Source organism: Heliobacterium mobile (assembly GCF_009720735.1).
Classification (GTDB): Bacteria; Bacillota; Desulfitobacteriia; order Heliobacteriales; family Heliobacteriaceae; genus Heliobacterium; species Heliobacterium mobile.
Map to the genome: position 1 here is coordinate 16,792 of NZ_WNKU01000006.1, position 25,123 is coordinate 41,914.

The 25,123-nt window shown below is 50.8% G+C and carries 20 protein-coding genes and 3 riboswitches; of the genes, 4 read left to right on the forward strand and 16 right to left on the reverse strand.

Features of this window, described 5'->3' with window-relative positions; genetic code table 11:
- The first annotated feature begins 73 nt into the window (after positions 1 to 73).
- Positions 74 to 253: riboswitch (cobalamin riboswitch) on the forward strand.
- A gap of 208 nt (positions 254 to 461) precedes the next feature.
- Together cbiQ and GJ688_RS07010 are read left to right on the forward strand one after the other, a co-directional pair.
- The gene (gene cbiQ, locus GJ688_RS07005) at positions 462 to 1,157 is read left to right on the forward strand and encodes a cobalt ECF transporter T component CbiQ (RefSeq protein ID WP_155475837.1); all 696 of its coding nucleotides are present in this window, start codon (positions 462 to 464) and stop codon (positions 1,155 to 1,157) included.
- A gap of 8 nt (positions 1,158 to 1,165) precedes the next feature.
- Positions 1,166 to 2,023 carry an energy-coupling factor ABC transporter ATP-binding protein gene (locus GJ688_RS07010; protein ID WP_328597332.1) on the forward strand — a complete coding sequence of 286 codons (858 nt, stop codon included), beginning with the start codon at positions 1,166 to 1,168 and terminating at the stop codon, positions 2,021 to 2,023.
- A gap of 180 nt (positions 2,024 to 2,203) precedes the next feature.
- Here GJ688_RS07010 and thiD read toward each other — a convergent pair whose 3' ends face one another.
- From thiD to GJ688_RS07045, 7 genes are all read right to left on the reverse strand, one after another.
- Positions 2,204 to 3,007 (reverse strand): bifunctional hydroxymethylpyrimidine kinase/phosphomethylpyrimidine kinase, encoded by an 804-nt coding sequence (thiD, locus tag GJ688_RS07015; protein ID WP_155475839.1) that lies wholly within the window; start codon positions 3,005 to 3,007, stop codon positions 2,204 to 2,206.
- Positions 3,008 to 3,151: 144 nt separating this feature from the next.
- A complete protein-coding gene (thiL, locus tag GJ688_RS07020) occupies positions 3,152 to 4,222 on the reverse strand; it encodes a thiamine-phosphate kinase (protein WP_155475840.1) in 1,071 nt (356 codons plus the stop codon).
- Between the two features lie 25 nt (positions 4,223 to 4,247).
- Positions 4,248 to 4,916 carry a thiamine phosphate synthase gene (thiE, locus tag GJ688_RS07025; protein ID WP_155475841.1) on the reverse strand — a complete coding sequence of 223 codons (669 nt, stop codon included), beginning with the start codon at positions 4,914 to 4,916 and terminating at the stop codon, positions 4,248 to 4,250.
- A 57-nt stretch (positions 4,917 to 4,973) separates the two neighbouring features.
- Entirely contained in the window at positions 4,974 to 5,822 is an 849-nt protein-coding gene (thiM, locus tag GJ688_RS07030; protein WP_155475842.1) for a hydroxyethylthiazole kinase, read from the reverse strand.
- Between the two features lie 30 nt (positions 5,823 to 5,852).
- Positions 5,853 to 7,157, reverse strand: a complete 1,305-nt coding sequence (gene thiC, locus GJ688_RS07035; RefSeq protein WP_155475843.1) for a phosphomethylpyrimidine synthase ThiC — start codon at positions 7,155 to 7,157, stop codon at positions 5,853 to 5,855.
- 73 nt (positions 7,158 to 7,230) lie between these two features.
- Positions 7,231 to 7,347: riboswitch (TPP riboswitch) on the reverse strand.
- A 184-nt stretch (positions 7,348 to 7,531) separates the two neighbouring features.
- Positions 7,532 to 9,061 carry a solute symporter family protein gene (locus GJ688_RS07040; protein WP_155475844.1) on the reverse strand — a complete coding sequence of 510 codons (1,530 nt, stop codon included), beginning with the start codon at positions 9,059 to 9,061 and terminating at the stop codon, positions 7,532 to 7,534.
- Positions 9,058 to 9,438, reverse strand: coding sequence for a DUF485 domain-containing protein (locus GJ688_RS07045; protein WP_207708771.1), 381 nt, complete (start codon positions 9,436 to 9,438; stop codon positions 9,058 to 9,060). Before GJ688_RS07045 ends, GJ688_RS07040 begins: the two co-directional genes overlap by 4 nt.
- A 308-nt stretch (positions 9,439 to 9,746) precedes the next feature.
- Here GJ688_RS07045 and GJ688_RS07050 point away from each other — a divergent pair, with 308 nt between their 5' ends.
- The gene (locus tag GJ688_RS07050) at positions 9,747 to 10,862 is read left to right on the forward strand and encodes an HD-GYP domain-containing protein (RefSeq protein ID WP_155475845.1); all 1,116 of its coding nucleotides are present in this window, start codon (positions 9,747 to 9,749) and stop codon (positions 10,860 to 10,862) included.
- A 43-nt stretch (positions 10,863 to 10,905) separates the two neighbouring features.
- Here the strand turns inward: GJ688_RS07050 and GJ688_RS07055 are convergent, their stop codons facing one another.
- The 6 genes from GJ688_RS07055 to GJ688_RS07080 all read right to left on the reverse strand — a co-directional run bounded on the left by GJ688_RS07055 (position 10,906) and on the right by GJ688_RS07080 (position 19,986).
- On the reverse strand, positions 10,906 to 11,586 hold the full coding sequence (locus tag GJ688_RS07055; protein ID WP_155475846.1) for a TerC family protein: 681 nt from the start codon (positions 11,584 to 11,586) through the stop codon (positions 10,906 to 10,908).
- A 367-nt stretch (positions 11,587 to 11,953) separates the two neighbouring features.
- Positions 11,954 to 12,757 carry a pyruvate formate-lyase-activating protein gene (gene pflA / locus GJ688_RS07060; protein WP_155475847.1) on the reverse strand — a complete coding sequence of 268 codons (804 nt, stop codon included), beginning with the start codon at positions 12,755 to 12,757 and terminating at the stop codon, positions 11,954 to 11,956.
- 16 nt (positions 12,758 to 12,773) lie between these two features.
- Positions 12,774 to 15,008, reverse strand: coding sequence for a formate C-acetyltransferase (pflB, locus tag GJ688_RS07065; RefSeq protein ID WP_155475848.1), 2,235 nt, complete (start codon positions 15,006 to 15,008; stop codon positions 12,774 to 12,776).
- Between the two features lie 88 nt (positions 15,009 to 15,096).
- A riboswitch (ZMP/ZTP riboswitch) is annotated at positions 15,097 to 15,179 on the reverse strand.
- Between the two features lie 99 nt (positions 15,180 to 15,278).
- Positions 15,279 to 17,267: a methyl-accepting chemotaxis protein gene (locus GJ688_RS07070; protein ID WP_155475849.1), complete on the reverse strand. Its 1,989-nt coding sequence runs from the start codon at positions 17,265 to 17,267 to the stop codon at positions 15,279 to 15,281.
- A 234-nt stretch (positions 17,268 to 17,501) separates the two neighbouring features.
- The gene (locus tag GJ688_RS07075; protein WP_155475850.1) at positions 17,502 to 17,831 is read right to left on the reverse strand and encodes a hypothetical protein; all 330 of its coding nucleotides are present in this window, start codon (positions 17,829 to 17,831) and stop codon (positions 17,502 to 17,504) included.
- Positions 17,832 to 17,877: 46 nt separating this feature from the next.
- Positions 17,878 to 19,986, reverse strand: a complete 2,109-nt coding sequence (locus tag GJ688_RS07080; RefSeq protein WP_155475851.1) for a methyl-accepting chemotaxis protein — start codon at positions 19,984 to 19,986, stop codon at positions 17,878 to 17,880.
- 326 nt (positions 19,987 to 20,312) lie between these two features.
- Between GJ688_RS07080 and GJ688_RS07085 the strand changes: the two genes are divergently transcribed.
- Positions 20,313 to 22,148, forward strand: a complete 1,836-nt coding sequence (locus GJ688_RS07085; RefSeq protein ID WP_155475852.1) for an ATP-binding protein — start codon at positions 20,313 to 20,315, stop codon at positions 22,146 to 22,148.
- 20 nt (positions 22,149 to 22,168) lie between these two features.
- Here the strand turns inward: GJ688_RS07085 and GJ688_RS20590 are convergent, their stop codons facing one another.
- The 3 genes from GJ688_RS20590 to GJ688_RS07100 form a co-directional block, all read right to left on the reverse strand.
- Positions 22,169 to 22,747 (reverse strand): YsnF/AvaK domain-containing protein, encoded by a 579-nt coding sequence (locus GJ688_RS20590; RefSeq protein WP_235910831.1) that lies wholly within the window; start codon positions 22,745 to 22,747, stop codon positions 22,169 to 22,171.
- Between the two features lie 106 nt (positions 22,748 to 22,853).
- Positions 22,854 to 23,321, reverse strand: a complete 468-nt coding sequence (locus GJ688_RS07095) for a YsnF/AvaK domain-containing protein (protein ID WP_155475853.1) — start codon at positions 23,319 to 23,321, stop codon at positions 22,854 to 22,856.
- Between the two features lie 246 nt (positions 23,322 to 23,567).
- Entirely contained in the window at positions 23,568 to 25,022 is a 1,455-nt protein-coding gene (locus tag GJ688_RS07100; RefSeq protein WP_155475854.1) for a hypothetical protein, read from the reverse strand.
- Positions 25,023 to 25,123: the final 101 nt, after the last annotated feature.

The window sequence follows — 25,123 nt, forward strand, 5'->3', positions numbered from 1 at the left end:
ACTGAACCTTGTGACGCCCTTGCCCCCTGCCAGAGAACGTGTTACGATGACAGGGAGTACACAATTTCTCAATATCAACGATGTCTGCAGGCGCCGAATCGGCTGAAAAGGGAATGAGGTGAAAGACCTCAGCAGCCCCCGCTACTGTATGGGAAGACGACCCCGTTGCAGAATCCACTGGACTGCCGTCTGGGAAGGAAACGGGTGAGGATGATTCCTGAGCCAGGAGACCTGCCTGTCGCGACAAAAAACCCACTTCGGGAGGAAGAGAGGGCTTTCTTTTGTTGTCTAATTTGCTGTCCATTGCGAATTCGACCTCTTTGTCAGCATCACCAAAGAATACTGAATTCTCACTAGTCTTTCCTATCACAATTCAACATTACAATTTGATTAATTTGCTGCGGAGGTCGACGGCTGATGATTAAACAAAACTACCCCGCCACAAGTGCAGGGAAAGAGACATGATCTTTACAATCGATCAGTGGGCCTGGTCTAACGGCCTTCGAGATGCTTCGCCTCGTCGCAAAGGACTGGCCGCTCTATTCGGATTGATACTTTCTCTGTCGTTTCCCTTACCTGCTGTTTCGGCGACTGTCATTATCCTAGCGGCCCTCCTGTTGACCGTAAAGGCACGGCTCCCCTTACAGACCTTCTTGAAATTAATGACGGTTCCTGCTGCTTTTTTGCTTACCGGAACGGTGACCATCGCCTTTTCCTTATCTCCTGTCGATGCAGTCTGGCAGACTTCCATCTATTCCTATATGATCGGTATTTCCGCCCAAGGGCTGCATGAGGCCACCACCTTGTTGCTGCGTTCCCTCGGCGCCACGGCGAGCCTCTACTTTTTTGTACTGACTACACCGATGGTCGACGCGATAGAACTGTTCAACGATTTGCGAACGCCCCGAATATTGACGGATCTGATGCTGCTCACCTATCGATTCACTTTCGTGCTTATGGAAACGACCCAAGCTATGATCACTGCGCAGGAGGCTCGACTCGGCTACACGACGACGGCCAACAGCTTTCGCTCTTTCGGCATCCTGGCTGCCAACCTCTTCATCCGTTCTCTCCTGCGTTCTCGCGACTTGTATACAGCTCTTGCCGCCCGGGGTTATGAAGATGAACTGCGCGTCCTGCCGCGCAAAAGAGGATGATAAACACCGTGAATTCTAAAATAAATTCACTTCTTGAAGCTGAGCATATCGAATTCGCCTACCCCGACGGTACCACCGGTCTCAACCGCCTGAGTATGACCATTCGGCAGGGCCGCAAGGTGGCCGTCGTCGGAGCCAACGGTTCTGGCAAATCGACCTTGTTTTTACATCTTAATGGCACCTTGAAACCGCACCGTGGAGCGATCCGGTTTCAGGGGAAAGAACTCGATTATTCCCGGAAGGGGTTACGGGAACTGCGCAGCCGTATCGGTCTCGTTTTCCAGGATCCCGATGTGCAGCTATTCTCCGCCTCTGTCGAACAAGATATTTCTTTTGGTCCTTTAAACATGGGGCTCTCCCCAGCAGAAGCGCGCCAGCGGGTCGATGAAGCGTTGGAAGTGACTGGCATCAGCGATTTACGCCACCGGCCAGTCCATGGTCTGAGCTATGGTCAGAAGAAACGAGTCTGCATCGCCGGGATCTATGCCATGAAGCCGGAAGTCATCATCCTAGATGAACCTTTGGCTTGGCTTGATCCTGTGGGGGCAAAGCATATATTAGCCTTGCTGGATCGATTGAATGCAGCTGGAACGACAGTGATCATGTCTCTTCACCAGATGGACATCGTCGCCCATTGGGCCCAAGATGTTATCGTCTTGAATAAAGGGGAGACGGTCTTCGAAGGGAACCCTCTATCCCTCTTTGCACAGGACGATCTGCTTCACCGGTGCGGTCTGGAGACGCCTTGGCCTCTCGAAATGTATCACGATCTCGTACGGATGGGATTACTACCGCCTGGCGAAGCAGCACCCGTCGATAAGCGCGGCTTGTTGGATACGATCAACCGGAAATGGTGCAAGCGTTAGCCCAACTCCTTTTTACATAGGCCTTTTTCCTCACGTCATTTTCACTGGGGTCCTTTTCGATAATAAGACGTGAACCGATTTGGGTAAAAACTGACTGAAAAACAAGAGGACGATGGTTCAGGTGCTCCTAAGCTGCCTAATCCATCGTCCTCTTCCTGTTTATGTGTTTATGTTCAATCGTTATATCCGTTGGCAGACTACGCCCCGCCCTTTCCCAGGATACAAGGGTGACGAGATCCCTTCCCGGACCCAATCGACAGCTTTTTTTGCCGCCTCAGGGACCGGGAAACCCAAGGCCAAGTAAGACGCCAAAGCCGACGCTAGGGAACATCCTGTCCCATGCAAATCGGCTCCGGGCACACGACGGCCTTGGAGCCAAAGCGATCCTTCAAGGCTCATCAGCAGATCGGCCATATCCTCACCGGCTTCTTTGGGAAGGTGCCCACTTTTCAGTAACACCCATTTGACACCGTATTGCAACAGTACACTGGCTGCTGACTCCATCTCAAGGCGGTTGCGGATCGGTCGGCCTATCAACGCCTCCGCTTCAGGAACATTGGGAGTCAACACGGTGGTAACCGGGAGTAAAGCTTCCCGGAAAGCCGCTAGTCCCCCCGCTTCCAAAAGACTCACTCCAGTACCGGAATGAAGCACAGGATCGACAACCAACATCTGCTGATCATGTCGATATTGGGACCAAAGGCGTCCGACCCCTCGGATGATTTCGGCGTGCTGCAGCATCCCTGTTTTCGCTACCTGGGGCTCTATATCCCGGAGAACATCTTCCACCTGAGCCAAGACCCATTCAGGGGATAAAGGATGGACTCCCAGGACCCCTTGACTGTTTTGTCGAGTCAGCGCTGTCACTGCAGCCGTACCGTACACACCGAGCTGCGTCATCACTTTTAGATCGGCTTGAATCCCAGCACCCCCGCCAGGATCGGAGCCGGCTATCGTCAACACTTTGGGCATACGTCTGTCCATTTCAAACTCTCCGTTTTCGAACACACAATCAGAAGTATTGCGCCGGAAGGAAAAATCTGGGGTAAAATGGCAAAGCGAGCGATTTGGGAGCAGCGGCGTCCTTACACCCCGATTTACCAGAATGCATCATTGATTACGATGAGACTAGGCAAAATGGTTATACCCTTTCGCGGCTAAATTGAATGGCGCTCCGTCATTGATATCGGGATGAACAGCCGTGATTCCATCGCCAGGCTCTGTCAGGTGACCGATGACCGTGAAGGCGGTTCTCGTCTTTTCCCCTATAAATGCCATCAGCGAGGAAACCTTTTCCGGGGGAACCGTAAAAATCAACTCATAATCTTCCCCACCGGAAAGAGCCCAAGGGAAAACCGATCTCCCGCAAGATTCGGCCAGGCGCTGCGCAGCAAGGCTGATCGGCAGGGTTGTCAAGTCGATTCGAGCCCCGCAGCCAGAAGCCTTACAGATATGGTTTACCTCGCTGCTAATGCCGTCACTGACGTCCATCATCGCCGTTACTCCACCGAGTTCGACGAGCGCCAAGGCTTCCTTCACCCGTGGTGTTGGATCGAGATGGCGGGAGATGAGCATCCTCCAGTCCTCAGGCAGGTCGTCCTCCGACTTGTCACCCTCACCGCTGAACAGCAGTTGCAAGCCTGCCGCCGAGTCACCGACCGTACCGGTCACGACGATGGCATCACCAGGCCGACCCCCGGAACGGATGAACGGTTCTTGTCCTGCTAGACCCAGCAGAGTTACATTGATGACCCATTTATCAGCCCGTACCGTATCTCCTCCGGCCAGGGTTACCCCATGACGGGCAGCCATCTCTCCCATACCGGCATAGATCTCCTCCACCTCTTCTACCGTTGCCTTGGCCGGTACGCCGATAGACAAAAAGGCCCACCCCGGTTTTCCACCCATCGCGGCGATGTCGCTGATGTTGACGGCAAGGGCCTTACGTCCCAGTTGGCGGAGCCGACGGGGAAGCCAGAGAAAGTGAACGTCCTCAACGAGCATGTCCGTCGTCACCAGCAAATCGCCACCGGTCTGCATGCGAATCACGGCAGCGTCATCACCGATGCCGAGGCGGAGACCGGGCAGGTTCTTTTCGGAAGGTTTTTGGGCACCTCGCTGCCAAGCTGCCGCCAACCGAGCGATCAGCCCGAATTCCCCCACCTCGGATAAAGAAGTCCCCTTGTTTCCTTCGTTCATTCCGTCTTGATCACTTCCTTGTCCCTCATCGGCGGTTCACAGGGTAACCTTCAGCCGACCCTATCGCTTTCGCCAGCACCCGAGCTGCCTCTTCCGGATCCTCTGCAGCCATGATAGCCGATACGACAGCGACTCCACTGCTTCCCGCTGCCATCACGTCAGCGGCATTGCCCCGATGGATGCCGCCGATGGCTACGACCGGGATGGACAGAGCTTCGCTGATCTGGGCCAACCCATCCAACCCGAGCGCAGGCGCTTCCTCTTTCGTCGGCGTGGCAAAAACGGCACTGGCTCCCACATAATCGGCTCCATCCTTCTCGGCAGTTTGCGCCTCTTCCACAGAAGACGCGGAAATACCAATGATGATATCGGAACCTAGCATTCTCCGGGCCATAGGTAAGGACATATCGTCTTGACCAAGGTGAACTCCAGGTGCCTTGACGGCGAGGGCGACGTCAACTCGATCGTTGACGATGAACAGAGCGCCATGTCTCCGGCACAATTCGTGAATTTTCCCCGCTTCTGCGATCATCTGCCGGGTGGAAGCCTCTTTTTCCCGGTACTGCACCACGTTCACACCGCCGCGAAGCGCTTTTTCTACCACGGAAAAAAGAGACCGGTCGCCACATATGCGCCGGTCTGTGACCAGATAGGTCCAGGGGAGACTCTTTTGCAGGAACTGGTTTTTATCCATCTAGTCTAGCCTCCTGAACGATTAGAGAACTAAACCTGTTACCTCATCATCACAGTGTTAGGATACTCGGCTCACCCGGGTCAGTTCGGCGGCCCGGCGGCCATCAAGAGTATAGACGGCATCAAAAAAGGCTGTTTTGAAACTCATTGGACCCCGTGGAACAGGCCATCGCTCCGCCTCGGACTTCTGAGAAAAGTCCACGCGACCGGACGCTATCTCTCCGGCTGCACCGTAATAGGCTAAGGCTGCCGCCGAAGCCGCAAAGAAGTCCTCCTCGACAGCGCAAAAGCAGCCTGTCACCGACGAGGCCATACAGCCTGTTCCGGTCAGCCGGCCCATCCAGGCATCACCGTTTTCGATCTTCACCGTTTTCTGCCCGTCTGATACATAGTCGATTACACCGGTGACGGCTGCCACCAGTCCAAAACGACGAGCCAGCGCTTGGGCGGCCGAAAGGGCGTCACCGCTCACCGCATCGACCCCTTTGACTTCGCCGGCCTGACCGGCGAGGACTGCCGCCTCGGCCGCATTGGCCCGTACGACAGCGACCTTAACCTCATCGAGGATGCGCAGGCACGACTCGGTCCGGAGTTTCGTGGCCCCTGCCCCGACGGGGTCGACGATCACCGGTACACCAACCTTGTTTGCCGCTTTTCCCGCCATCACCATGGCGTCAATCCAAGGCAGCGTCAGCGTTCCGATGTTGAGCACCAATGCTCCCGACAGGGCCGCCATCTCTGCCACCTCTTCCGGTGCATGAGCCATGACCGGAGATGCTCCTGTCGCCAAGACCATGTTGGCACAATCGTTCATGGTCACAAAATTAGTCAGGTGGTGAATCAGCGGACGACGCTCCCGCATCAGGTTCAGTTTCTCTTGCAGGCATCGAATCACGGCATCTGGCATATCTGTTCCTCCTTTCCGGGTGCCTATCGCTTAGCAACTCCCGGGCGGACGGCCTAGATAATCACTGACAATTTTCATAGCACAGTAGGGACCGCACATGGAGCAGCCCGTCTCATTCCGGGTATGCGGATGGGGATCGAACGCTTTCGGATCCATGGAAAGCCGGCGCTGTTCGGCCCAGTCGAGGTCTTTGCGGGCTTTGGCCATCGACCGATCCCAATCGGCTGCTCCTTTGATCCCTTTCGCCATGTCAGCGGCATGGGCAGCGATCCGGGAAGCGATCACACCTTGGCGCACATCCGATTCATTGGGGAGGCCCAAATGTTCCGCCGGGGTTACATAACAGAGGAAATCCGCACCGGCGGCAGCGGCGATAGCACCACCGATGGCCGAGGTGATATGGTCATAACCAGGAGCCACATCGGTTACAAGGGGGCCTAAGACATAGAAGGGCGCTTCTTCGCAGAGCCGCTTCTGCAGCTTGATATTCGTTTCAATCTGATCCATCGGAACATGACCGGGTCCCTCGACGATCACCTGTACCCCTGCCGCACGGCAGCGAGCGACCAGTTCACCAAGAATTGTCAGTTCGGTGATCTGACCACGGTCCGTCGCATCGGCGAGACAACCGGGACGCAGCGCATCACCGAGGCTCAATGTAATGTCATATTCTTTAGCGATCTCCAAGATATTATCAAACTGGGTGTAGAAGGGGTTTTGCCGCTGGTGGTGCAACATCCAACCGGTCAAGAAGGATCCGCCTCGGGAGACGATATCGGTAATGCGCGGGTGCTTCCGCAGACGCTCGATCGCTTCCAAGGTAAGGCCGCAGTGAATCGTCATGAAGTCAACGCCGTCTTCGGCTTGTTTTTTGATGGCATTGAGAATATCTTCTTCGGTCATCGAGACGATAGCGCCACGAATCTCCTGCGCTTCTACCGTCACCTGATAGATGGGCACAGTACCGAAGGCGATGGGGCAATCATCGATCAAAGCCCGACGAACCGCATCGATATCGGGACCTGTGCTTAAATCCATCACCGCATCAGCGCCGCATTCAATGCTGATTTCTAGCTTATGCTTTTCGAACTCCAGTCCGGAAAAACCTTTCGACGTGCCGATATTGGCGTTGACCTTCGTTCGCAGGCCCCGTCCTACACCGCAGTAGGATTCACGGGGACGACGGTTGTTGGCCGGAATCACGATCCGCCCGGCGGCGATCTCTGCCATGATCTCTTCGGGCTGCCAGCCTTCGCTCTCAGCCACCTGAACCATTTCCGCTGTGACTTCCCCTCGCAGGGCCCGTTCCATCTGTGTTCCTGTTTTCGTATGCATGATTCGTCCTCCTTGTCATTCTGCCTGACCGGATAAAGAAATCCCTTCCAAAAAGGGTAGGAAGGGATAAAAAGAGGCTCTTTATCCGCTTTCCTCCGCTGGTATTCCCCAGATCAGGTGCGAAGGGTCGGAACACTCATCGCTTGTTCCCTCTCAGCCCGGGCTGATCCAGGCTCCCCTAGCGGGTTATGACTGATTTAATTGAGAAATTCCGGCTATATTTCGCCATTATAACGAATATAGCCTGATATTGCTATTCGACATGGACGACGATTTTCCTTTATTCATGAAAAGAGCCATCCTGCTTTCCCTGGGGAAGACAGGATGGCTCTGTAACCATTTTACATATAGCCAGAACAGAGACAGACGTCGCCTTAACTTTCCGCGCCGATCCCTGTATTGGCACGGACATAAAGTTCATCAAACTTCTCTTCCGCTTGGGGCTCCTTATATAAGAGACTGCCCACAAAGGCGGCGATAAACCCGACGGGAATGCTGATGATACCTGGATTTTTCCAAGGGAAGAGGGCCTCTTTCGCCGGGAAGTAGTTGGGGCTGACGGCCACTAAGGCCAAGGTGCAAAGCAGTCCTACGACAATCCCGGTGACGGCACCGCCCGTGTTGAATTTTTTCCAAAAGACCGAGTAGACGATCACAGGAACGTTGGCCGATGAAGCGACCGCAAAGGCCAGTGCCACCAGGTGAGCCACGTTTTGCCCTTTGGACAGCAGTCCGAGTAGGATGGCCATCGTTCCGACACCAAAGGTAGCATAGCGGGCCACTTTCACCTGAGAAGCTTCATCAACTTTCCCGCCTTTGAGCACGTTTACATAGAAATCATGGGCGAAAGCACTCGAAGCAGCTAAGGTTAATCCGGCGACCACGGCCAGGATGGTGGCGAATGCGACGGCGACGATGAACGCTAACATGGCTTCTCCACCAACTGTGCCTGCTCCACCACCTAGATATTGGGCCAACAGGGGCGCTGCCATATTGCCGCCTTTATCGGCGGCTGTAATCATATCTTTTGTTAAGAAGAGGGATGCGCCAAATCCAAGGAAGGTCGTCATGATATAAAAGATGCCGATGAGCACCATCGCCCAGATGACCGATACGCGGGCCGTTTTTGCTGTGGGAACCGTATAAAAACGCATCAGAATGTGAGGCATGCCGGCCGTTCCCAGGACAAGGGCCAAGCCGAGGGACACGAGTTCGATGGGATCTTTATAGAGCAGTCCCGGCTCCAAAAAGCGTTGACCATGCTTTGCAGAGATCGCATCGAAGAAGGTCACCGGATTGAAATTGAACTTCATCATGACCATGATTGCCAGAGCAATCGCTCCCGCCATCAACAGGCCTGCCTTGATGATCTGCACCCAGGTGGTGGCCAGCATGCCGCCAAAAGCCACATAGAGGACCATCATCACGCCAACGATGACAATCGCCGTTTCGTAGGGGATACCGACGAGAAGCTGAATCAAACTGCCTGCACCGACCATCTGGGCAATCAGATAGAAGGTGGAGATGACAAGCGTACTCAAAGCAGCCGCTGTCCTGACGGGCTTCGGTTTTAACCGGTAGGCCAACACATCAGCCATCGTATATTTTCCGGAATTTCGCAGGGGTTCTGCCACGATGAGCAGTACCGAGATATAGGCTACGAGCCAACCGACGGAGTACATGAACCCGTCGTATCCATTCAAGGCAATCAGCCCGGCGATGCCGAGAAAAGATGCTGCACTCATGTAGTCGCCGGCGATAGCAAATCCGTTTTGGGCTCCGCTTAGGGATCGACCGGCAGCGTAAAATTCAGAGGCGGAACTCGTCCGCCGGGCCGCCCAATAGGTGATACCGACGGTGATGGAGACGATCAAGCCAAACAGGCCGTAAGTGATCCACTTCATTCGCTGTCCCTCCCCCGAACGTTCTCTTTGATCCGCTCTACCGTTGCGTCAAACTTTTTGCCAGCCACCCGGGCGTAGAGAAATGCAACAGCCCAAGCGACAAAAAACTGGGAGAGGGCAAACAGGTACGCTAAATTAATGGGTCCAAAAACCTTCGTGTTCATAATATTCGGAAAATAACCGACACTCAAAGGCAACGCGAAGTAATAGGCAAAGGAAAAAATAATAGCAGGGATTAAAAATTTGGCCTTCGCTCGCATGAGACCGCGAAACTCTTCGCTTTCACTGATTTCCGCCCACCGCGCATCACTTTCCCGGGGTTGTTTCAGTTCCCAGTGAGTTTCCCCGGCGGCCGCCATGATTTTGCTGTGACCCATCGGTCGCCACTCCTCTCTTCCTTCGGCATGTTCTCGAGACAGCCTCTCATATACTGGTTCCGCGGCACCAAAAATTTAGAGGCTTCTCTCGGGGCATTGCCTTGTAACCACCCCGGTGACGTTATTCTAAATGAATGGACATGTAAAAGTCAACAGATATTTTGCAAAGTTTCTGAATAATTAAAATATTTAAGACCAATAGGTCTTTTTCAGGCATCCTCTCGAATCCGGCAGGATTTTGTACTGAGCGAAGCGAAATATTTCGAGATACAGCATGTATGTATCAGCGATTGGGGAGGCGGCCCGGCATGCGGAAAGTTTCCATAGATTCAGTTGAACCGGGCATGATCCTCGCCCGGAGCATCTATAGTGCGGAAGGTCGTACTCTGCTTGGGGCTGGGATCACCCTTTCCACCCCCTTCATTACGCGGCTCAAAGAGTTAGGTGTTCCTGCCCTTTTCATCAAAGACCAAACGACGGGAGACCTTCCTGTTCCCGATGTGATCAGCGAACAGGTGCGCCTGTCCGCCGTGAAGACCGTACGCGATTCCTTTACCCGGGTTCAATTGTATCATGAAAACGGCTTGGATCCCGCCGAAGTGAAAGAGGCGGCATCGGCCATCATCGATGAGGTATTACGAAACCGTCATGTAATGGTGCACATGACCGACATCCGGACCTTTGACGATTATACCTTTGGTCACTCCGTCAACGTCTGTGTCCTATCGGTTCTGACCGGCATCGCTATGGGTTATAACGAGTTACAACTGTTTGATCTCGCCTGCGGAGCTATGCTTCACGATATTGGGAAGATGCTCGTTCCCCTGGAAGTGTTGAACAAGCCCGGCCGTTTGACGCCCGAAGAATTTACGGAGATCCGCCGCCATTGCGAATTCGGCTTTGAGATCATTCGCCAGTATAAAGACCAGTTTTCTTTGCTGGCCGCCCATGTGGCCTATCAACATCAGGAACGTTTCGACGGTTCCGGCTATCCACGTGCGCTAAAGGGGAACGAGATCCACGAGTACGCCCGAATTGTAGCCATCGCGGATATGTATGATGCCTTAGTCGCTGACCGGGTCTATCGAAAAGGATATCTTCCCTACCAGGCTCACGAAATCATCCTCGCTGCCAGTTCCCGTGAACTGGATCCTGCCATTTCGCAGATCTTCTTACAAAGCATCGCGATCTATCCGATCGGCAGTACCGTCCAGCTCAATACGGGCGACATCGGTGTCGTCGTGGATGTTAATAAGATCCATCAAAGCCGACCTGTCGTTCGACTCATCTATGACCATAGGGGAAAGCTGCTGAGCCATCCCTATGAATTGGATTTGACCCGCCATTTGACAGTCTTCGTGGAGAAAGTGCTCTTTGAAGAACAGGTCAGTCAATTGATTTCATCGTCTTCCGTAGAGGCTTGATAGTTAAAACCCCGGTGTAATGTTCACACCGGGGTTTTATTTTTTAGGACTCCGTAACTTCTGATATCTTTTTGTTTCTAACCCAAATCCCAGTTCCAATAACTGCTGCCGTGATCAGCGCTGGAATCACGATTTCAACGACAGGAAGGGCATGCAGGTGTGGGAGAATCGCTTTGTCTTCGACGACCATCTTCCCAGCCGTCCAAGCCAACACGCCGGAACCGATATATGCCAGCCAAGGGTATTTTCCCATGGCCTTCGTTAACAGCGTGCTGCCGGCCAAGACGATAGGAATGCTAAAAGCGAGGCCGAAGATGAGTAAGTACAAGTTGCCCTGTGAAGCGCCAGCCACAGCCAAAACATTGTCAAGGCTCATGAGCAGGTCGGCCCAGAGAATCGTCAATAAGGCTTTCGTAAAGTTGCTGCTGCCCTGACCGGTTCCATGGCCCTCTTCCTGTGAAAAGAGCAGTTTGAAGGCGATCATAGCCAACAATGTGCCGCCGACAAACTGGATATACGGAATCTGAAGAAGTACGGCAGCGACGAAGGTAAGAATGATACGCATGACGACGGCCAATGTGGTTCCCCAGAAAATCGCTTTCTTACGGTATTTTTCCGATAATCCCATACTGGCCATGGCGATCACGACGGCATTATCGCCGCTCAATACGAGGTTGATGATGATGATATTCAAAATGCCGGTGAGTATGTCCAAGTCAAACATGAAGGGCCTCCCATTTCTTGATCTTTATCTGTCTTTCGATGACTGGTGATCCCGCGTCCAAACTTTTCGAATAAACAACTTTGGTTCACTGCTCTGATTCAACACAAATTCTCTTCACCGTGAATCACCTCCTAAAAAAAAGACCTCAGTTCCGAATTTTGCAGAACTAAGGTCTTAAGCGGGAAGAGGCAAAATAAAAAGACCTTTGTTCCAGAGTGTTCTTTGGAACAAAGGTCTTGCTAAACAAAACGTCCTGATCGGCCAGACTTCCAAAGAAGCCGGCTGTTGACCGAATCAGTAAAAGCTACTCCCCTTTGATGAATAATACTATAACACACCTTATGAGTACTGTCAAACAAAGACAAATTCAGTCGACAGGGAGACCAAATTGCGTAGCAATGGCGCGAGCTGCTTCCATCACAGTCGGTTCAGGCGGTTTCACACCAACCAAAGGATCGCTGATTCCCAGTTCGGCTCGTTTTACGCTGCCCATGGTGTGGTACGGTAGAAATGTTAGTCGATTGATATTCTGCAATGAGGCGAGAAAAGCGCATAATTCAGTGATCGACTGGGTATCGTCCGTATATCCGGGTACGATCACATGGCGAATCCAAACCGGGGTGTGTTGTTGGGATAGATATTTGGCGAAGGCAAGGATCTTATCGTTGTCGACGCCGGTCAAGCGGCGGTGTTGTCGGGGGTCCATGTGTTTGATGTCGAGCAGGACCAAATCAGTTTCCGGGAGGAATTGCTCCGCCTTCTCAATCTCACAGTAGCCGGAAGTATCTAAGCAAGTGTGAATACCCTCGATGCGGCACTGGTGAAAAAGCGCTTTCACAAAGGGCGTCTGCACGGTCGGTTCTCCGCCCGAAAGGGTAACACCGCCTCCGGAGAAGTGAAAATAATTTTTGTAACGCTCGATATCAGCCATCACGTCTTCCACCGTCTTCGGTTCCCCTGCCTGCCGATCCCAGGTATCGCAGTTATGGCAATATAGGCAGCGCAAGGGGCAACCTGATAGAAACAAGACATAGCGGATTCCGGGCCCGTCGACAGTTCCGCAGGTCTCGACGGAATGGATATAACCGATCACATTTGAGGCAGGTTTATGCAAAGGAGACGATAAGGGGGACGGCGATGCAGAATGTGACAATGACGCATCTGTCCTCATTGAGTTCCCCTCCCCTCTAGGCCCGCTCGTGGAAGGTGCGGCGAATCACATCCATCTGTTGTTCTCGAGTCAGTTTGATGAAGTTGACGGCGTATCCGGAGACGCGAATGGTCAATTGAGGATATTTTTCCGGATGATCCATAGCGTCCATCAATGTCTCCCGCTCAAGTACGTTCACATTGATGTGATGACCACCCTGCTGAAAGTAGCCATCGAGCAAACCGGACAGGTTGTTAACCTGGTCCACCGGCGTGCTCCCTAAGGCCTGAGGCACGATGGAAAAGGTATAGGAAATACCGTCCTGGCTGTGCTCGTAAGGTAGCTGGGCCACCGAGTTCATAGAAGCGATAGCCCCTTTGCGATCACGGCCGTACATAGGGTTAGCCCCTGGAGCGAAGGGCACACCGGCTTTACGCCCGTCGGGGGTACTGCCGGTCTTTTTACCGTAGACCACATTGGAGGTGATCGTCAGAATGCTCATCGTCGGCACGGAGTTGCGGTAACTCTGGCAGCGGCGAAGTTTGTTCATGAAGCGCTTTACGATATGGTTGGCGATCTCATCGACGCGCTGATCGTCGTTGCCAAAGGCAGGATATTCGCCTTCAACCACATAATCCACAGCCAACCCTTTTTCGTCACGGATGACACGCACCTTGGCATGCTTGATCGCCGACAGGGAATCGGCAACAACGGAGAGACCGGCCATTCCGCAAGCCATGGTGCGAAAGATGTCCCGATCATGCAGGGCCATAGCGACACGCTCATAGGCATACTTATCATGCATGTAATGGATGATGTTCAGCGTGTCCATGTAGAGACGGGCGAGCCAGTCCAGCAGCCCTTCAAAGCGCTCCATCACCTCGCTGTACTCGAGGATATCGGCAGTGATGGGGGCAAAAGCCGGCGCTACTTGGTCTCCACTGTTTTCGTCTTTCCCGCCATTGATGGCGTAGAGCAGCGCTTTAGCCATGTTGACACGAGCGCCGAAAAACTGCATCTGCTTCCCGATGCGCATGGCCGACACACAGCAGGCGATGCCGTAATCATCCCCCCAATACGGGCGCATCAGATCGTCGTTCTCATATTGAATGGAGGAAGTAGCAATGGAAAGGCGGGTACAATATTCTTTGAAGGCTTTCGGAAGGCGCGTCGACCAGAGAACCGTTAGGTTCGGTTCCGGCGCCGGTCCCAGGTTCGTCAAGCTGTGCAGGATGCGGAAGGAGTTTTTGGTGACGAGTGTTCGCCCGTCCACGCCCATCCCGCCGATGCTCTCGGTGACCCAAGTAGGATCACCGCTGAAAAGATCATTATATTCAGGGGTCCGTAAAAACCGGACAAGACGCAGCTTGATGATAAAGTCATCCATCAGTTCCTGAATCTCTGCTTCCGTTCGAAGGCCTCGCTGCAAATCCCGTTCGATATAAATATCCAAAAAGGTGGATATTCGACCGATGCTCATGGCGGCACCGTTTTGTTCCTTCACAGCAGCCAAGTAGGCGAAGTAGAGCCACTGAATTGCTTCCTGACTGTCAGCGGCTGGTCGGCGAAGGTCAAAACCATAACCCTCAGCCATAGTTACCAGTTCCTTCAGCGCGAGAATCTGTTCATGCAGTTCTTCCCGAAGGCGGATCGTTTCATCATTCATACCCGCCGCACAAGTCATTTCAAGCTCGGCCTTTTTCACGGCGATTAGCCCATCAACGCCATATAACGGTACCCGGCGGTAGTCGCCGATAATTCGTCCCCGGCCATAGGCGTCAGGAAGCCCAGTGATTAACCCATGCCGGCGTGCTTGACGCATCTCCGGCGTATAGACGTCCATGACCCCTTGGTTGTGGGTCTTGCGATAGCTTGTAAAGATCTCTTCCACCTTCGGGTCTAAGGTGCGACCATAGGCTTCACAAGATTGCCGGACCATGCGGATGCCACCGAAAGGCATGATGGCCCGTTTTAAGGGGCCGTCTGTTTGAAGACCGACGATTCTTTCCATTTCCTGGTGGAGATATCCGGGACGATGGGCTGTAATCGTGCTGACGGTCTCCGTATCGATATCCAAAACGCCGCCTTGTTCCCGTTCTTGCTTCACCAGTTCCAGCACGCGATTCCAAAGCTGGCGAGTGCGCTCGGTAGGTCCGGCTAAAAACCGCTCATCTCCGGTATAGGGTGTATAGTTATCTTGAATAAAGGCCCGCACATTGATTTCTTTTTGCCATGTTTCACCGTTAAATCCGTTCCATTGTGCAAAGTTCATATCTTTGACCTCCTGACATTCGATGTAACAGAAATGAGTCACATCATCGATGCCCGGAGACGGTTTTAAAATAGAAAACCGCCTGGACATCGATTGCCCAGGCGGTCGGCTTTACGATATAAATCACACTCCCTGTGGTGAACTCCACTTCCGCCAGTCGTGTGATCCTTTTGTTTTGCAACTTGATTATAAGCGCTTGGCGACAAAACTGTCAAGGAGTCTCTACGAGGGTCTTAAATTTGGAAAAGATCGATAAATGGAAAACGATGGCTAGATACGGAACCAGTTTATCGTGCCCTGCATCTCGTTCGCCAACTGGGTCAATCGTTTGCTCGACTCTTTCACCTCATCGCCCATAGCGACCAGTTCTTCTGTGGTCGCTGCCACCGTTTGGGTCTGTGATGTTGCCTCTGTGCTGATTCGGTGAACACTTTCCATCACATCTTTTATTTGACAGGTTCCTGAAACGAGATTTTCCACAGAGGCAACCAGCAGTCCCATCTGCTCATGGATATGATCCGATATCAGTTCCACTTCATGAAATTCCCTTCCTGTTGCTTGGGCGATAGTGACACCCGATTTAACCACGTCGATGCCTTCGTTCATTGTGTCCACAGCCAATAGAGTCTCTTGCTGTATTTCCTTGACCAACTGAGCGATTTGGGTAGCCGCTTCCTGTGATTGCTCAGCCAGTTTGCGAACTTCCTCAGCGACGATGGCGAAACCACGACCTTGTTCACCGGCCCGAGCCGCTTCGATGGCTGCATTCAGGGCCAGAAGATTCGTTTGCGTAGAGATATTTGATATGGAGTCTACAATGCCTCCGATTTCTTCAGAACGCTCTCCTAATTTTGTTACGACTGTACCGGAACGAAGGACTGTCTCCTCGATTTCCATCATCTTTTCCACTGTGGAGGTCACGACTTGACCTCCCTTTTGCGTTACCTGAACTGCTTTATCCGTTAAAGAACCAAAGACCGTTGCCATATTGCCAACCTGCTGAATATCTTGAACCATCTTTTCGATGACTTGATTGGCCTTATCGACAGCGTCGGACTGTAATGCTGCCCCGTCGGCGATCATCACGACAGAATCGTTCACCTGATTGACCGTAAGCACCGATTGGGTCGCACCCTCCATGAGCTCCTGTGCGGAGAAAGCGAGCTCATTGGCAGAGTGGTTTATTTGGGTAACCAGTTCCCTCAATTTGGTCGCCATACCATCAATAGTTTTAGCCAACAAGGTGAATTCTTTTCCATTCGTACGATCTGAATTACCATTCGGAGATAAGTCTCCCGCAGCCACTTTTTCGATTTCCTGTACAGTTTTTCCGATAGGTTTGACAATGTTATTCGCTACATAAAGGATGATCGCTGTTAATAGCAGCAGCGTAACTGCGTAGATACCCATGATTCGCTTGCTCAAGTTATCGATACTCGAAAATAGTTCACTTACAGGTGCTTCAATGATCAACTTCCATCCTGTTTGTGCAACCGGTACAACGACAAGGGCCTTCTCTTGCCCGTCTACAGAAATCCCTTCAACCAGTTTGGTTTCTTCGCTAGATTCCCCCAACGCTTTGTATGCACCATTTTGAACCGTGTAGATATTCTCCGTTAGCGAGTATGTAGGGTGGTACAAAAAGTTACCTCGTCCGTCAACAAGGTAGGCAAACCCACTATTCTCAACTTTCACGCCGGCCACAGCCGCTTGAATTTTACTTAACTCGATGTCCGCCCCCACCACGCCGATTGTATTATTTCCAACGACCAGCTTTTTGGAAATGGTTATGACCGTTTTCTTAGTTTCCGCGTCAATATACGCTTCTGAGTAGGAAATAGCCGGGGCAGCCATCGCTCCAATATACCATGGTCGTTTACGGACATCGAAATCGTTCGGCGGAGTCCATCCCGATCCAAAGACATAATGTCCATCCTCATAGCCGACGTAGGAATCGAGGAGTTCCGGATGCGTCTGATTTAGATTCGTCTGCAGCGCCGCTTGTTCAGTTGGCGTTAACTGTTTCGCATCCAGCAAGTCCACTAAATCGGATACGACAGTTTCCCCCTCACGCAAAAGGATTTCAAGTTCCTGAGCGTGGTTTTTGGCCTGCGATTTTAATGAACTCTGGACATTTTCTTGCAACGTCTCTCGAGCCGCACTATACGTCAAGAGTCCAACGACCATTAGAGCGAAAAGGACCGGAAGGAGAACAAGTGCCATTAGCTTCGTTCGTACATTTGTGTCTGAAAATGTCATAGAAAGGATACCTCCAGTTGTAATGCTACTATAATAAATGGCAACCAACCAGAACTAATACGATTTTACCATGAATTAGAGTGATATATTCTGCACGTGTTACAAAATCTCACTTTAAAAATTTATCGGTAAAAAAAAGAAAAGTGCTTTGAACTCTTGCCCAAAGCTCTTTTCTCAGAGGACCAAAATTGAACTTCCCTTTCAACGAGCTCCCTAATCCCGACTGCATCAACGTCAATCCTGAACGATTTCCACGGCTCCAGACTGTCTCATGATCGTCTGGACACGGTCGCTTTCGTGTTTCGGCGTCTCTACGGCGACGATGATGCCCTCTTTGCCTCGCATCTCCGGAATCCCATCACCGAAAGTTTCCACTTCCCCCAGCCTGTCCCGTTCCATTTTGATAAAGGCAGCTTTCTGAGCGGCGTCTTCAAAGTTTTCCCACTTTTGCTCTTCCCAGAGATCACTGATGATCATGTCTTTACGGTCAAAGCCGGCGTTTCGCAAAGAATCAACGAGGGCACTGACCTGTTCTTTGTTCATAAACCGGGCGATTAGACGCATCTTATCCACCTCCGGCAGTAGTGTTCACCGGAAAGGGGATATCCATTTACACTTTGAACTTTACCGTCAAATCTTTCAACTCATTGGCCATGCGGCTTAATTCGAAGGACGATGCGGCGATATCTTTCACGGTGGCCAGTTGTTCTTCTGTTCCAGCGGCAGTGCTCTGCGAGCTCAAGGCAAATTCATTAGCGATTCGCTGTGTTCTGCCCAAGACTTCATTGACTTGTTCCATTTCCCCAGAAATCGTATGGGTGTACTCTCGCATCTGTTGAATTTGCTTGGAGACAGGCTGGAGCCTCTCAATAATTTCGTTGAAAATCCGTCCTGTCTGCCGGCTCACGTCTCGGCCTCGATTGACTTCTTGCATGACCGACTTCATGGCTCCCACAGCTCGGTGAATTTCATCCATGGTCTCCGTGATCATCCCTGAAATGCGGTTTGTCGATTCGGCCGACTGCTCCGCCAATTTGCGAACTTCCTCAGCCACCACAGAAAAACCTCTTCCCTGTTCCCCGGCCCGTGCCGCTTCAATGGCTGCATTCAAGGCGAGCAAATTGGTTTGTACGGCAATCCCCGTTATCAACTCGGTGATCTGCCCGATAGCTTTTGATTTTTCCTCCAACAGTTTTAAATCTTCCGCCAACCGATCCACATGACCAGCAATAGACTCCATCTGGTGGATCGATGTGGTAACAACTTTTTTACCTTCTTCCCCCTGTTCAACAGCGCACTGGGCCGAATCGGCGACAGAGCCTGCCTTTTCGGTGATCAGCCGCACCTCATCAGAAATCTTCTCCATGATGGAAGATGTCTCCCTGGTGTCCAGCAACTGTGTCTTGGCACCGTCAGCGATCAACCAAGTCGATTCACTGATCTTTTGGGTGGCCACACCAGTCTCTTCGACGGCGGCAGATAAGCTCGCTGCCGAAAAAGCCACTTTATCAGCAATCGCCATATTCTTTTGAATGATATGGTCGAGCGTTTCAGCCATTTGGTTGAAGGAGGCACCGATCAACTGCATCTCATCGCGAGCCTCCAAATCGACACGGGTCGTTAAATTGCCTTCGCCCAGTCGCCGCCCTGCATCGGCTAGTGCCGTAACGGACATCATCAGAGATTTATACAGCGCGATAAACACGTAGAAGGCTAAAAGAAAACAGCCCGCATTGATACCCAAGGCGAGGTATTTTTTCCGTTCTGCTTTATCGACGCGTTTATGTAACAGATCATCTAAGAGTTGCGCTTCTGTTTCATACAAACGGTTCAGGCTGTCCTGACTTTTTTGAATGGCTTGACCGAGAGCGTCAGTGGAAATGTTGTTTCCTTCCTTCTCCCCGATAGCCTTAAGGAGTTTCAGATAATCGGTTATCGCTTGGGTATACTCTTTTTTCGATGACGAGATCGGGTTTTCTAGAGAGCTATTTTCGCGTACTGAAACATCTAGATCGGAGTTGTTGCCTTCGAGAAGATTTTTACACCGCTCGGTCACTAGTATTAGGGGAATCTTATCCTCATGAGAGTTCTTATTTACGTTGCTGATCGTTACGGCTTCACGATAGGCTTGGCTGAGACTATTCATCAGGTTCGGAAGTTTAAGCACTAGCCCATCCATCAGATAATACGTGTCCAGATCGGGATCGAGAATCAGGTTCGATTTGTCACCGACAAATGCGATAAGTGAAACGATGTGAACGACGAATTCGTTGTAGCGCTCAAAATCGGAATCCCCTTCTAGGTCAGGTAATTTTCCCTTGATCTCGTTCCATTGCCTCTTTATGTCATCCCACTTTTCTTTTGATTCGATTTCTCCTCCATATAGATGCTCTACGGCATCTACGGCGGCGATAGATCGTTCAATACTTTCTTGTCCCTGTTTCCACTGATCACCGGGGATGGATTTAGATATTTGAACTTGCACGATCATGTTTCGTTGCTGCAGGACATCTTTGAGCAGCCCATTGACTCTTTTTATATACTCGACACCCTTGTTTTCATTTTGGGCAAACTCGATGACGGCCCTGTTGGTGATATCGAATAGTTTATACATGGTGTACGATGCCGGGAGCAATAAGAGTAAGGCGATCAGTATGAATTTGTGGACATACTTCATTCGATCTAACAGGGATATGGCCGGAGAGAAAATCAGTAACAACGATCTCTTCCTCCTTGATTCACCAGGAAAAACAAAGGAGTTTCCTAAGCATAGGTCAACACGAGCCTAGCTTAAGAAACTCCTTCGTCTCACTGTATCACTGTATCACTTTTTATAACCTTATATAACCAGATATCTTAACCGATGTCAATGAACTTCTGACCATTTCTTCTGTCCACTGCTATCAAACTAATCTTTGCTCTTTTGTGAGATATTGTTAAAATGTAAGCAAAGGCTAAAATCAAACTATCTTGTCGACATGTCCAATCTATGGGTGTATTGTAAAGATGTCTGAGGATTATAGATAATATGGGCGGAGTGCGGCCATGAGCGAATGTGAATGCCTTTTCATCGGTCTGTCCGAATTAATTTTTAAAATTAATAAAGACGGGATGATCTTGGACTGTATTACCGATTCCACAGGGAGTTCGTCCAAACCACCAGGCTACTACAGGCAACCTTTAGAGGCCTTCCTCCCTAAAAATCTTTGCATACCCCTAAGACAGTCTCTAGCGGAGGCTTTCCGTACGAAAAATCTGCAACGGCTCGAATACCCGCTTACCTTACCTTCTTCGCAAGAACATATTGGCGACCGTATTTACGAAGTCCGTCTGATTCCTCTGTCCGATAGTGTAGCCCTGTTGGAACTGCGTGATATTAGCGAAACGAAACGGTCAGAGAAGCGAATCAAAGAGAGTGAAAATAACTTCCGTCAATTGGCCGAAAACCTAGTACAAGTCTTTTGGTTGCGGAGTCGTGAAAAGACACTCTATATCAGTCCCGCTTTTGAAAAAATTTTTGGAGTGAGCCGCCAGTGGCTCTACGAAAACCCGAACGGCTTTCTGAGTTTTGTCCATCCCGACGATCTCCCCCATGTCATGGAGGCGGTGCGGCGTTTCGGTAATGGTCTTATGAATATTAAATACCGAATTATACGTCACGACGGCACCATCCGCTACCTCTGGTCCCGTTCGTTCCCGGTCAACTGCGAAGACGGTCAGGAAACTCGGACTGCCGGTATCGCCGAGGACATTACCGAGACCGTTCAGTATCAAGCCGCCGTCACCGCAGGGGAAGAACGTCTTCGAACGGTTGTAACCAATTTAGATGCAATTATATTTCAAATCGACAAACTGGGCATCTTTCAACTTTTCGAAGGCCGCGGCTTGTATAAGATCGGCCTTCATCCCGGTCAATATGTAGGGTCTTCTGTTTTCGAAATCTACCAAGATCATCCCGATTTTTTAGGAAAAATAAATACTGCACTAAAAGGTCTCGACGTACGGGGCATTGTAAATATCGGCGGATTTATTTTTGACTATATCATCACCCCCTTAAATAACAGCGAGGGCCGCCTTGATGGGTTGATCGGTGTCATTACGGACATTACAGAGATACAGAAAGCCTCTGAGGAGCTTGAGAAAGCAAAGGAGCTCGCCGAACAAGCAAACCGTGCTAAAAGTGAATTTTTGACGATTATGAGCCACGAGCTTCGCACACCGATGAACGGGATTCTCGGGATGATCGATTTGCTGCTCAGCAGTGAGTTAAACTCCACCCAGCAGAGTTATGCGAAAATGGTCTTTGATTCGTCTCAGGTATTGCTGTCCCTCCTCAACGATATCCTCGATTTCTCTAAAATCGAGTCCGGAAAGTTGATCCTCGACTCCGTTCCTTTTACCCTGCGTGAAATAGCCGAACTAGCGATCCATTATATTTCACCGAAGGCGAAAGAAAAAGGACTGGAATTGCACTTGGAAGTGGCCTCCGATTTGCCCGTCGTCGTTCAAGGAGATCCATTGCGGCTTCGCCAAGTCTTACTTAACTTGCTGGAAAATGCCGTCAAGTTTACCGAACAAGGCTCGGTGAAGCTCGTTGTCAAAAATAGCCCCAAACTAAACGGGACAGATGACAGTGATGGCATCGAGTTTTCTGTCGCTGATACGGGGATCGGCATCGCCGAAGAAAAACTGGGTATCATTTTTGATCCCTTTACCCAAGCCGATAGTTCTACCACCCGTCGCTATAGCGGTACCGGTTTAGGTTTGTCCATATCTCAGCGCTTGGTACACCTGATGGGTGGAGAACTGAATGTAAAAAGCTCCCTCAATAAAGGAAGCTATTTCTCTTTCAAAGTGCCCTTACCTAAGTGTCTCTGTTGAAGGGCTGCACCGCGACAGGTTCATTTTTTGAACACTCTCACCTTTTTGGGGTTTCCTATGTGAAGTTTTTCTTTTTTTAGGGTCTCCTGTATGGCTTTATTCTCTTGAACTTGCCGTTTGTAGACTTCTACTTCGTTTACTAGCATAGGATGCTTGATGACCTCAATCCGCTCTTCCCGAAGCGGAATCCGTATAGGTTCCGAAGGTTCATCTCCATCCATAGAGGCATCAAGATCTTTCTTTTCGACGACCAGTTCTTCTCGAAGGACAGGCACGACAATATTTTTGTTTTCTGTCACAACCTCTTTGTGAACGGTTACTTCTCCCCTTTGAACCCGTCGCTTGTCGATATGCAACTGCTCTTCTCGCAGTTGCATTTTTGAGTTCGGTACATTGGGCCTATGTTCATGGCTTAGCGTTCGATATTTATATAATCCGATGACGGCACCTAGGATTCCCCCTGCGATCACGGAAATCCCGATGATCGCAGAGCCGCCGAAGATCGCCAAAATCCCGCCGACTAAGGCTCCGGTGATGACACCTCCCACTATTCCGTTTACTACGTATGTGGTCTTTTTCTGTCCAACCTCTACGTTCATGGGCAATAATCCTCCATAAGTTTAAAGGGAAAAGTTACACTGACGAACGCCTCGCCAACCCCTCTTCCGGTTTGACGAGGCGCCTTGTTATTCTTTGGTATTTTCTTTAATGGAGTTGGTGATCGGTCTCGCCGGAGATGATATCGACATCCCCTTCTCGTTCTATGCGGGCCTCTTCCTTTTTGAGGGTTTCTTCGATCTGTCTGGTATTTTCAACTTCACGCTTATAAGCTGAAACTTCCCCGGTCACTACCGTGTGTTTACCGACTTCCACCTGTTCTTCAGTGACGGGTATGCGAATGATCTCTTCGTTACCCATGATGGGTGAGTCGCTCGGTTCATTGACGGCTCGCTGCTCGATAAAGACTTCCTCATGGGCAACCGGTACTTCGACCACTTTATTTTCTTCGACGACTTCTTTCCGCAGTCTCACTTCTCCCGCAGGAACCCTGTCTTTGGCGATATCGAGCTCCTCTTTTCGAAGATGCAGGGTCCCTTGTTCTGCCGTCTCGCTTTCGATGGTATTTTCTAACTCTCGATTTTCATCTTCTCTGAATCCATCAAAAACTCCCATGATGACCTCCCCTTATATATCCAATCTTTCAATCCTCTCGTTAGGGTACCTCGCAGCCCCCCCTTTTATCTTTCCTTTATATGGCATGGATAGCAGCAAACCCTTATATCGTCGAACCTTAAATTTCACTCGCTTAATAGCTTAGCATGATTAATCTCCCTAAGGGATTTTACTTTTCTGTACAAAAGAAAAAAGCGTTCCACGATAATACTCATGGATCGCCCTCGCAAAAAGAAGCATTCTTACCTATTTATTCAGGGGCATCAGAACAACCTTAAAAGGCGCATAGGAATTCGGTGCAAGCCCAATATGTAAAGTATGCGTATGTCTTCCCTTCTCCGGCAAGACATAGAACACGCTACCATATCCTAACGGACGGAGCTTTTGCGGGTGGCTGTAGTATTCGAAGTAATTTGGATCGACGAGGCGCACCGTTCTTACGTTCTCCGGATCGGAATCGAGTCCGGCCGTGATAAATTGATTATACAGGTCGACGTAAGCGAGACCAGGACTGTGGGGAGCACTCCCTTGAATCGCGATCGCCGTGGGTCCCGTAATGTTAAGAGTGACTTCATACATCGCTCCGTAAGAACCATTGTTCTGTACCGGCAGCGGTTGAATTTGACCTTTGGAATTTTTGCTGCCGTACTCATCGGTCCCGCTCGTCAGGTCATTCTGAAACTTGGCCGGCTCAAATCCGGGTAGCGAGGGATCGACGGCTTGTGCGTCCAAGGCTGAGTTTAAGGTCAGCGTTTTTAAGCCATCCTTTTGGCTGTTATAGGGCAACGTCATCTTTCGGGTGATTCCGTCGGTGATCAATCCCCGCATATGGAAGGCTTCTTCAGGAGCTTGATTCAGGATCGAGTTCGGTTTGTCATTGGCTTGATAGAAAGCATCCAAATCCTCCCCGATGGGGGCGACAAAACTGCGGATGCCTATGGCTTCACCTGCTCGGATATTGTCGAGGGTCAACAACTGTCCCGTGGCGTGGTCGCGAAAAACAAAATCTCCCATCATAATCGCCCATCCATGGATCCCCACCTTATCGTAAATCCATGATTTCTCACCGGGCTTAAGGCTGCTCCATAACTGCTCTTGGGGATTTTGCTTAAGGTAGTTGGCAAAAACCACATTCCCCAGTTGGGTTCCATAGTATACGGGAATCGTTTCGCCCGGTTTCATGGGGGCCAGGTCATCCTCATAGATGCGTGTTCCGTCGAGTTTTCGACTGATCCCGTTGGCCAAGCGTTTATAGTAGACATCGACAACTCGTTGGGTGCGGTTGACGATGGCGACGCCCATCTGGGCCGGTACATTTCGGATATTTTTCCCACTGTAGTCGATGAGTAGATTAAAGTGGGAGTATAGTAGCCGCACATCGCCGCTTTTTGATAGACAGTTATCGACTCGCGTCATGATGCCCGGTTCCTTCACCATTTCCGGCACATTGCTGAAGAACATGGTCTGGCCAGGTACAATATCGAGCTTTTTTCCGGCACTTAACGATTCTGCTTTTGCAAACACTTCCGGCGGCACTTCATCGCCGACGCTCCAGCTTTCTCCGTTTACTGGATTCGGTGATTCGGCGATTCCTTCAAAGTTGCGATAGCCTACGGCCAGGCCAAAACCGACAACGAAGACGCCTAGGCCAATGAGTAAGACTTTCATCGATTTTTTCCGACGTTTTCGAGGGATTGCCACTATATTGACTCCTTTTTGCATAAACTAGTCTTTATCTCTATCTCTACCAAAGGAGACCGACATTTCGTCTCTCAAAAATAGTAACGGATTTATGGGTGGTT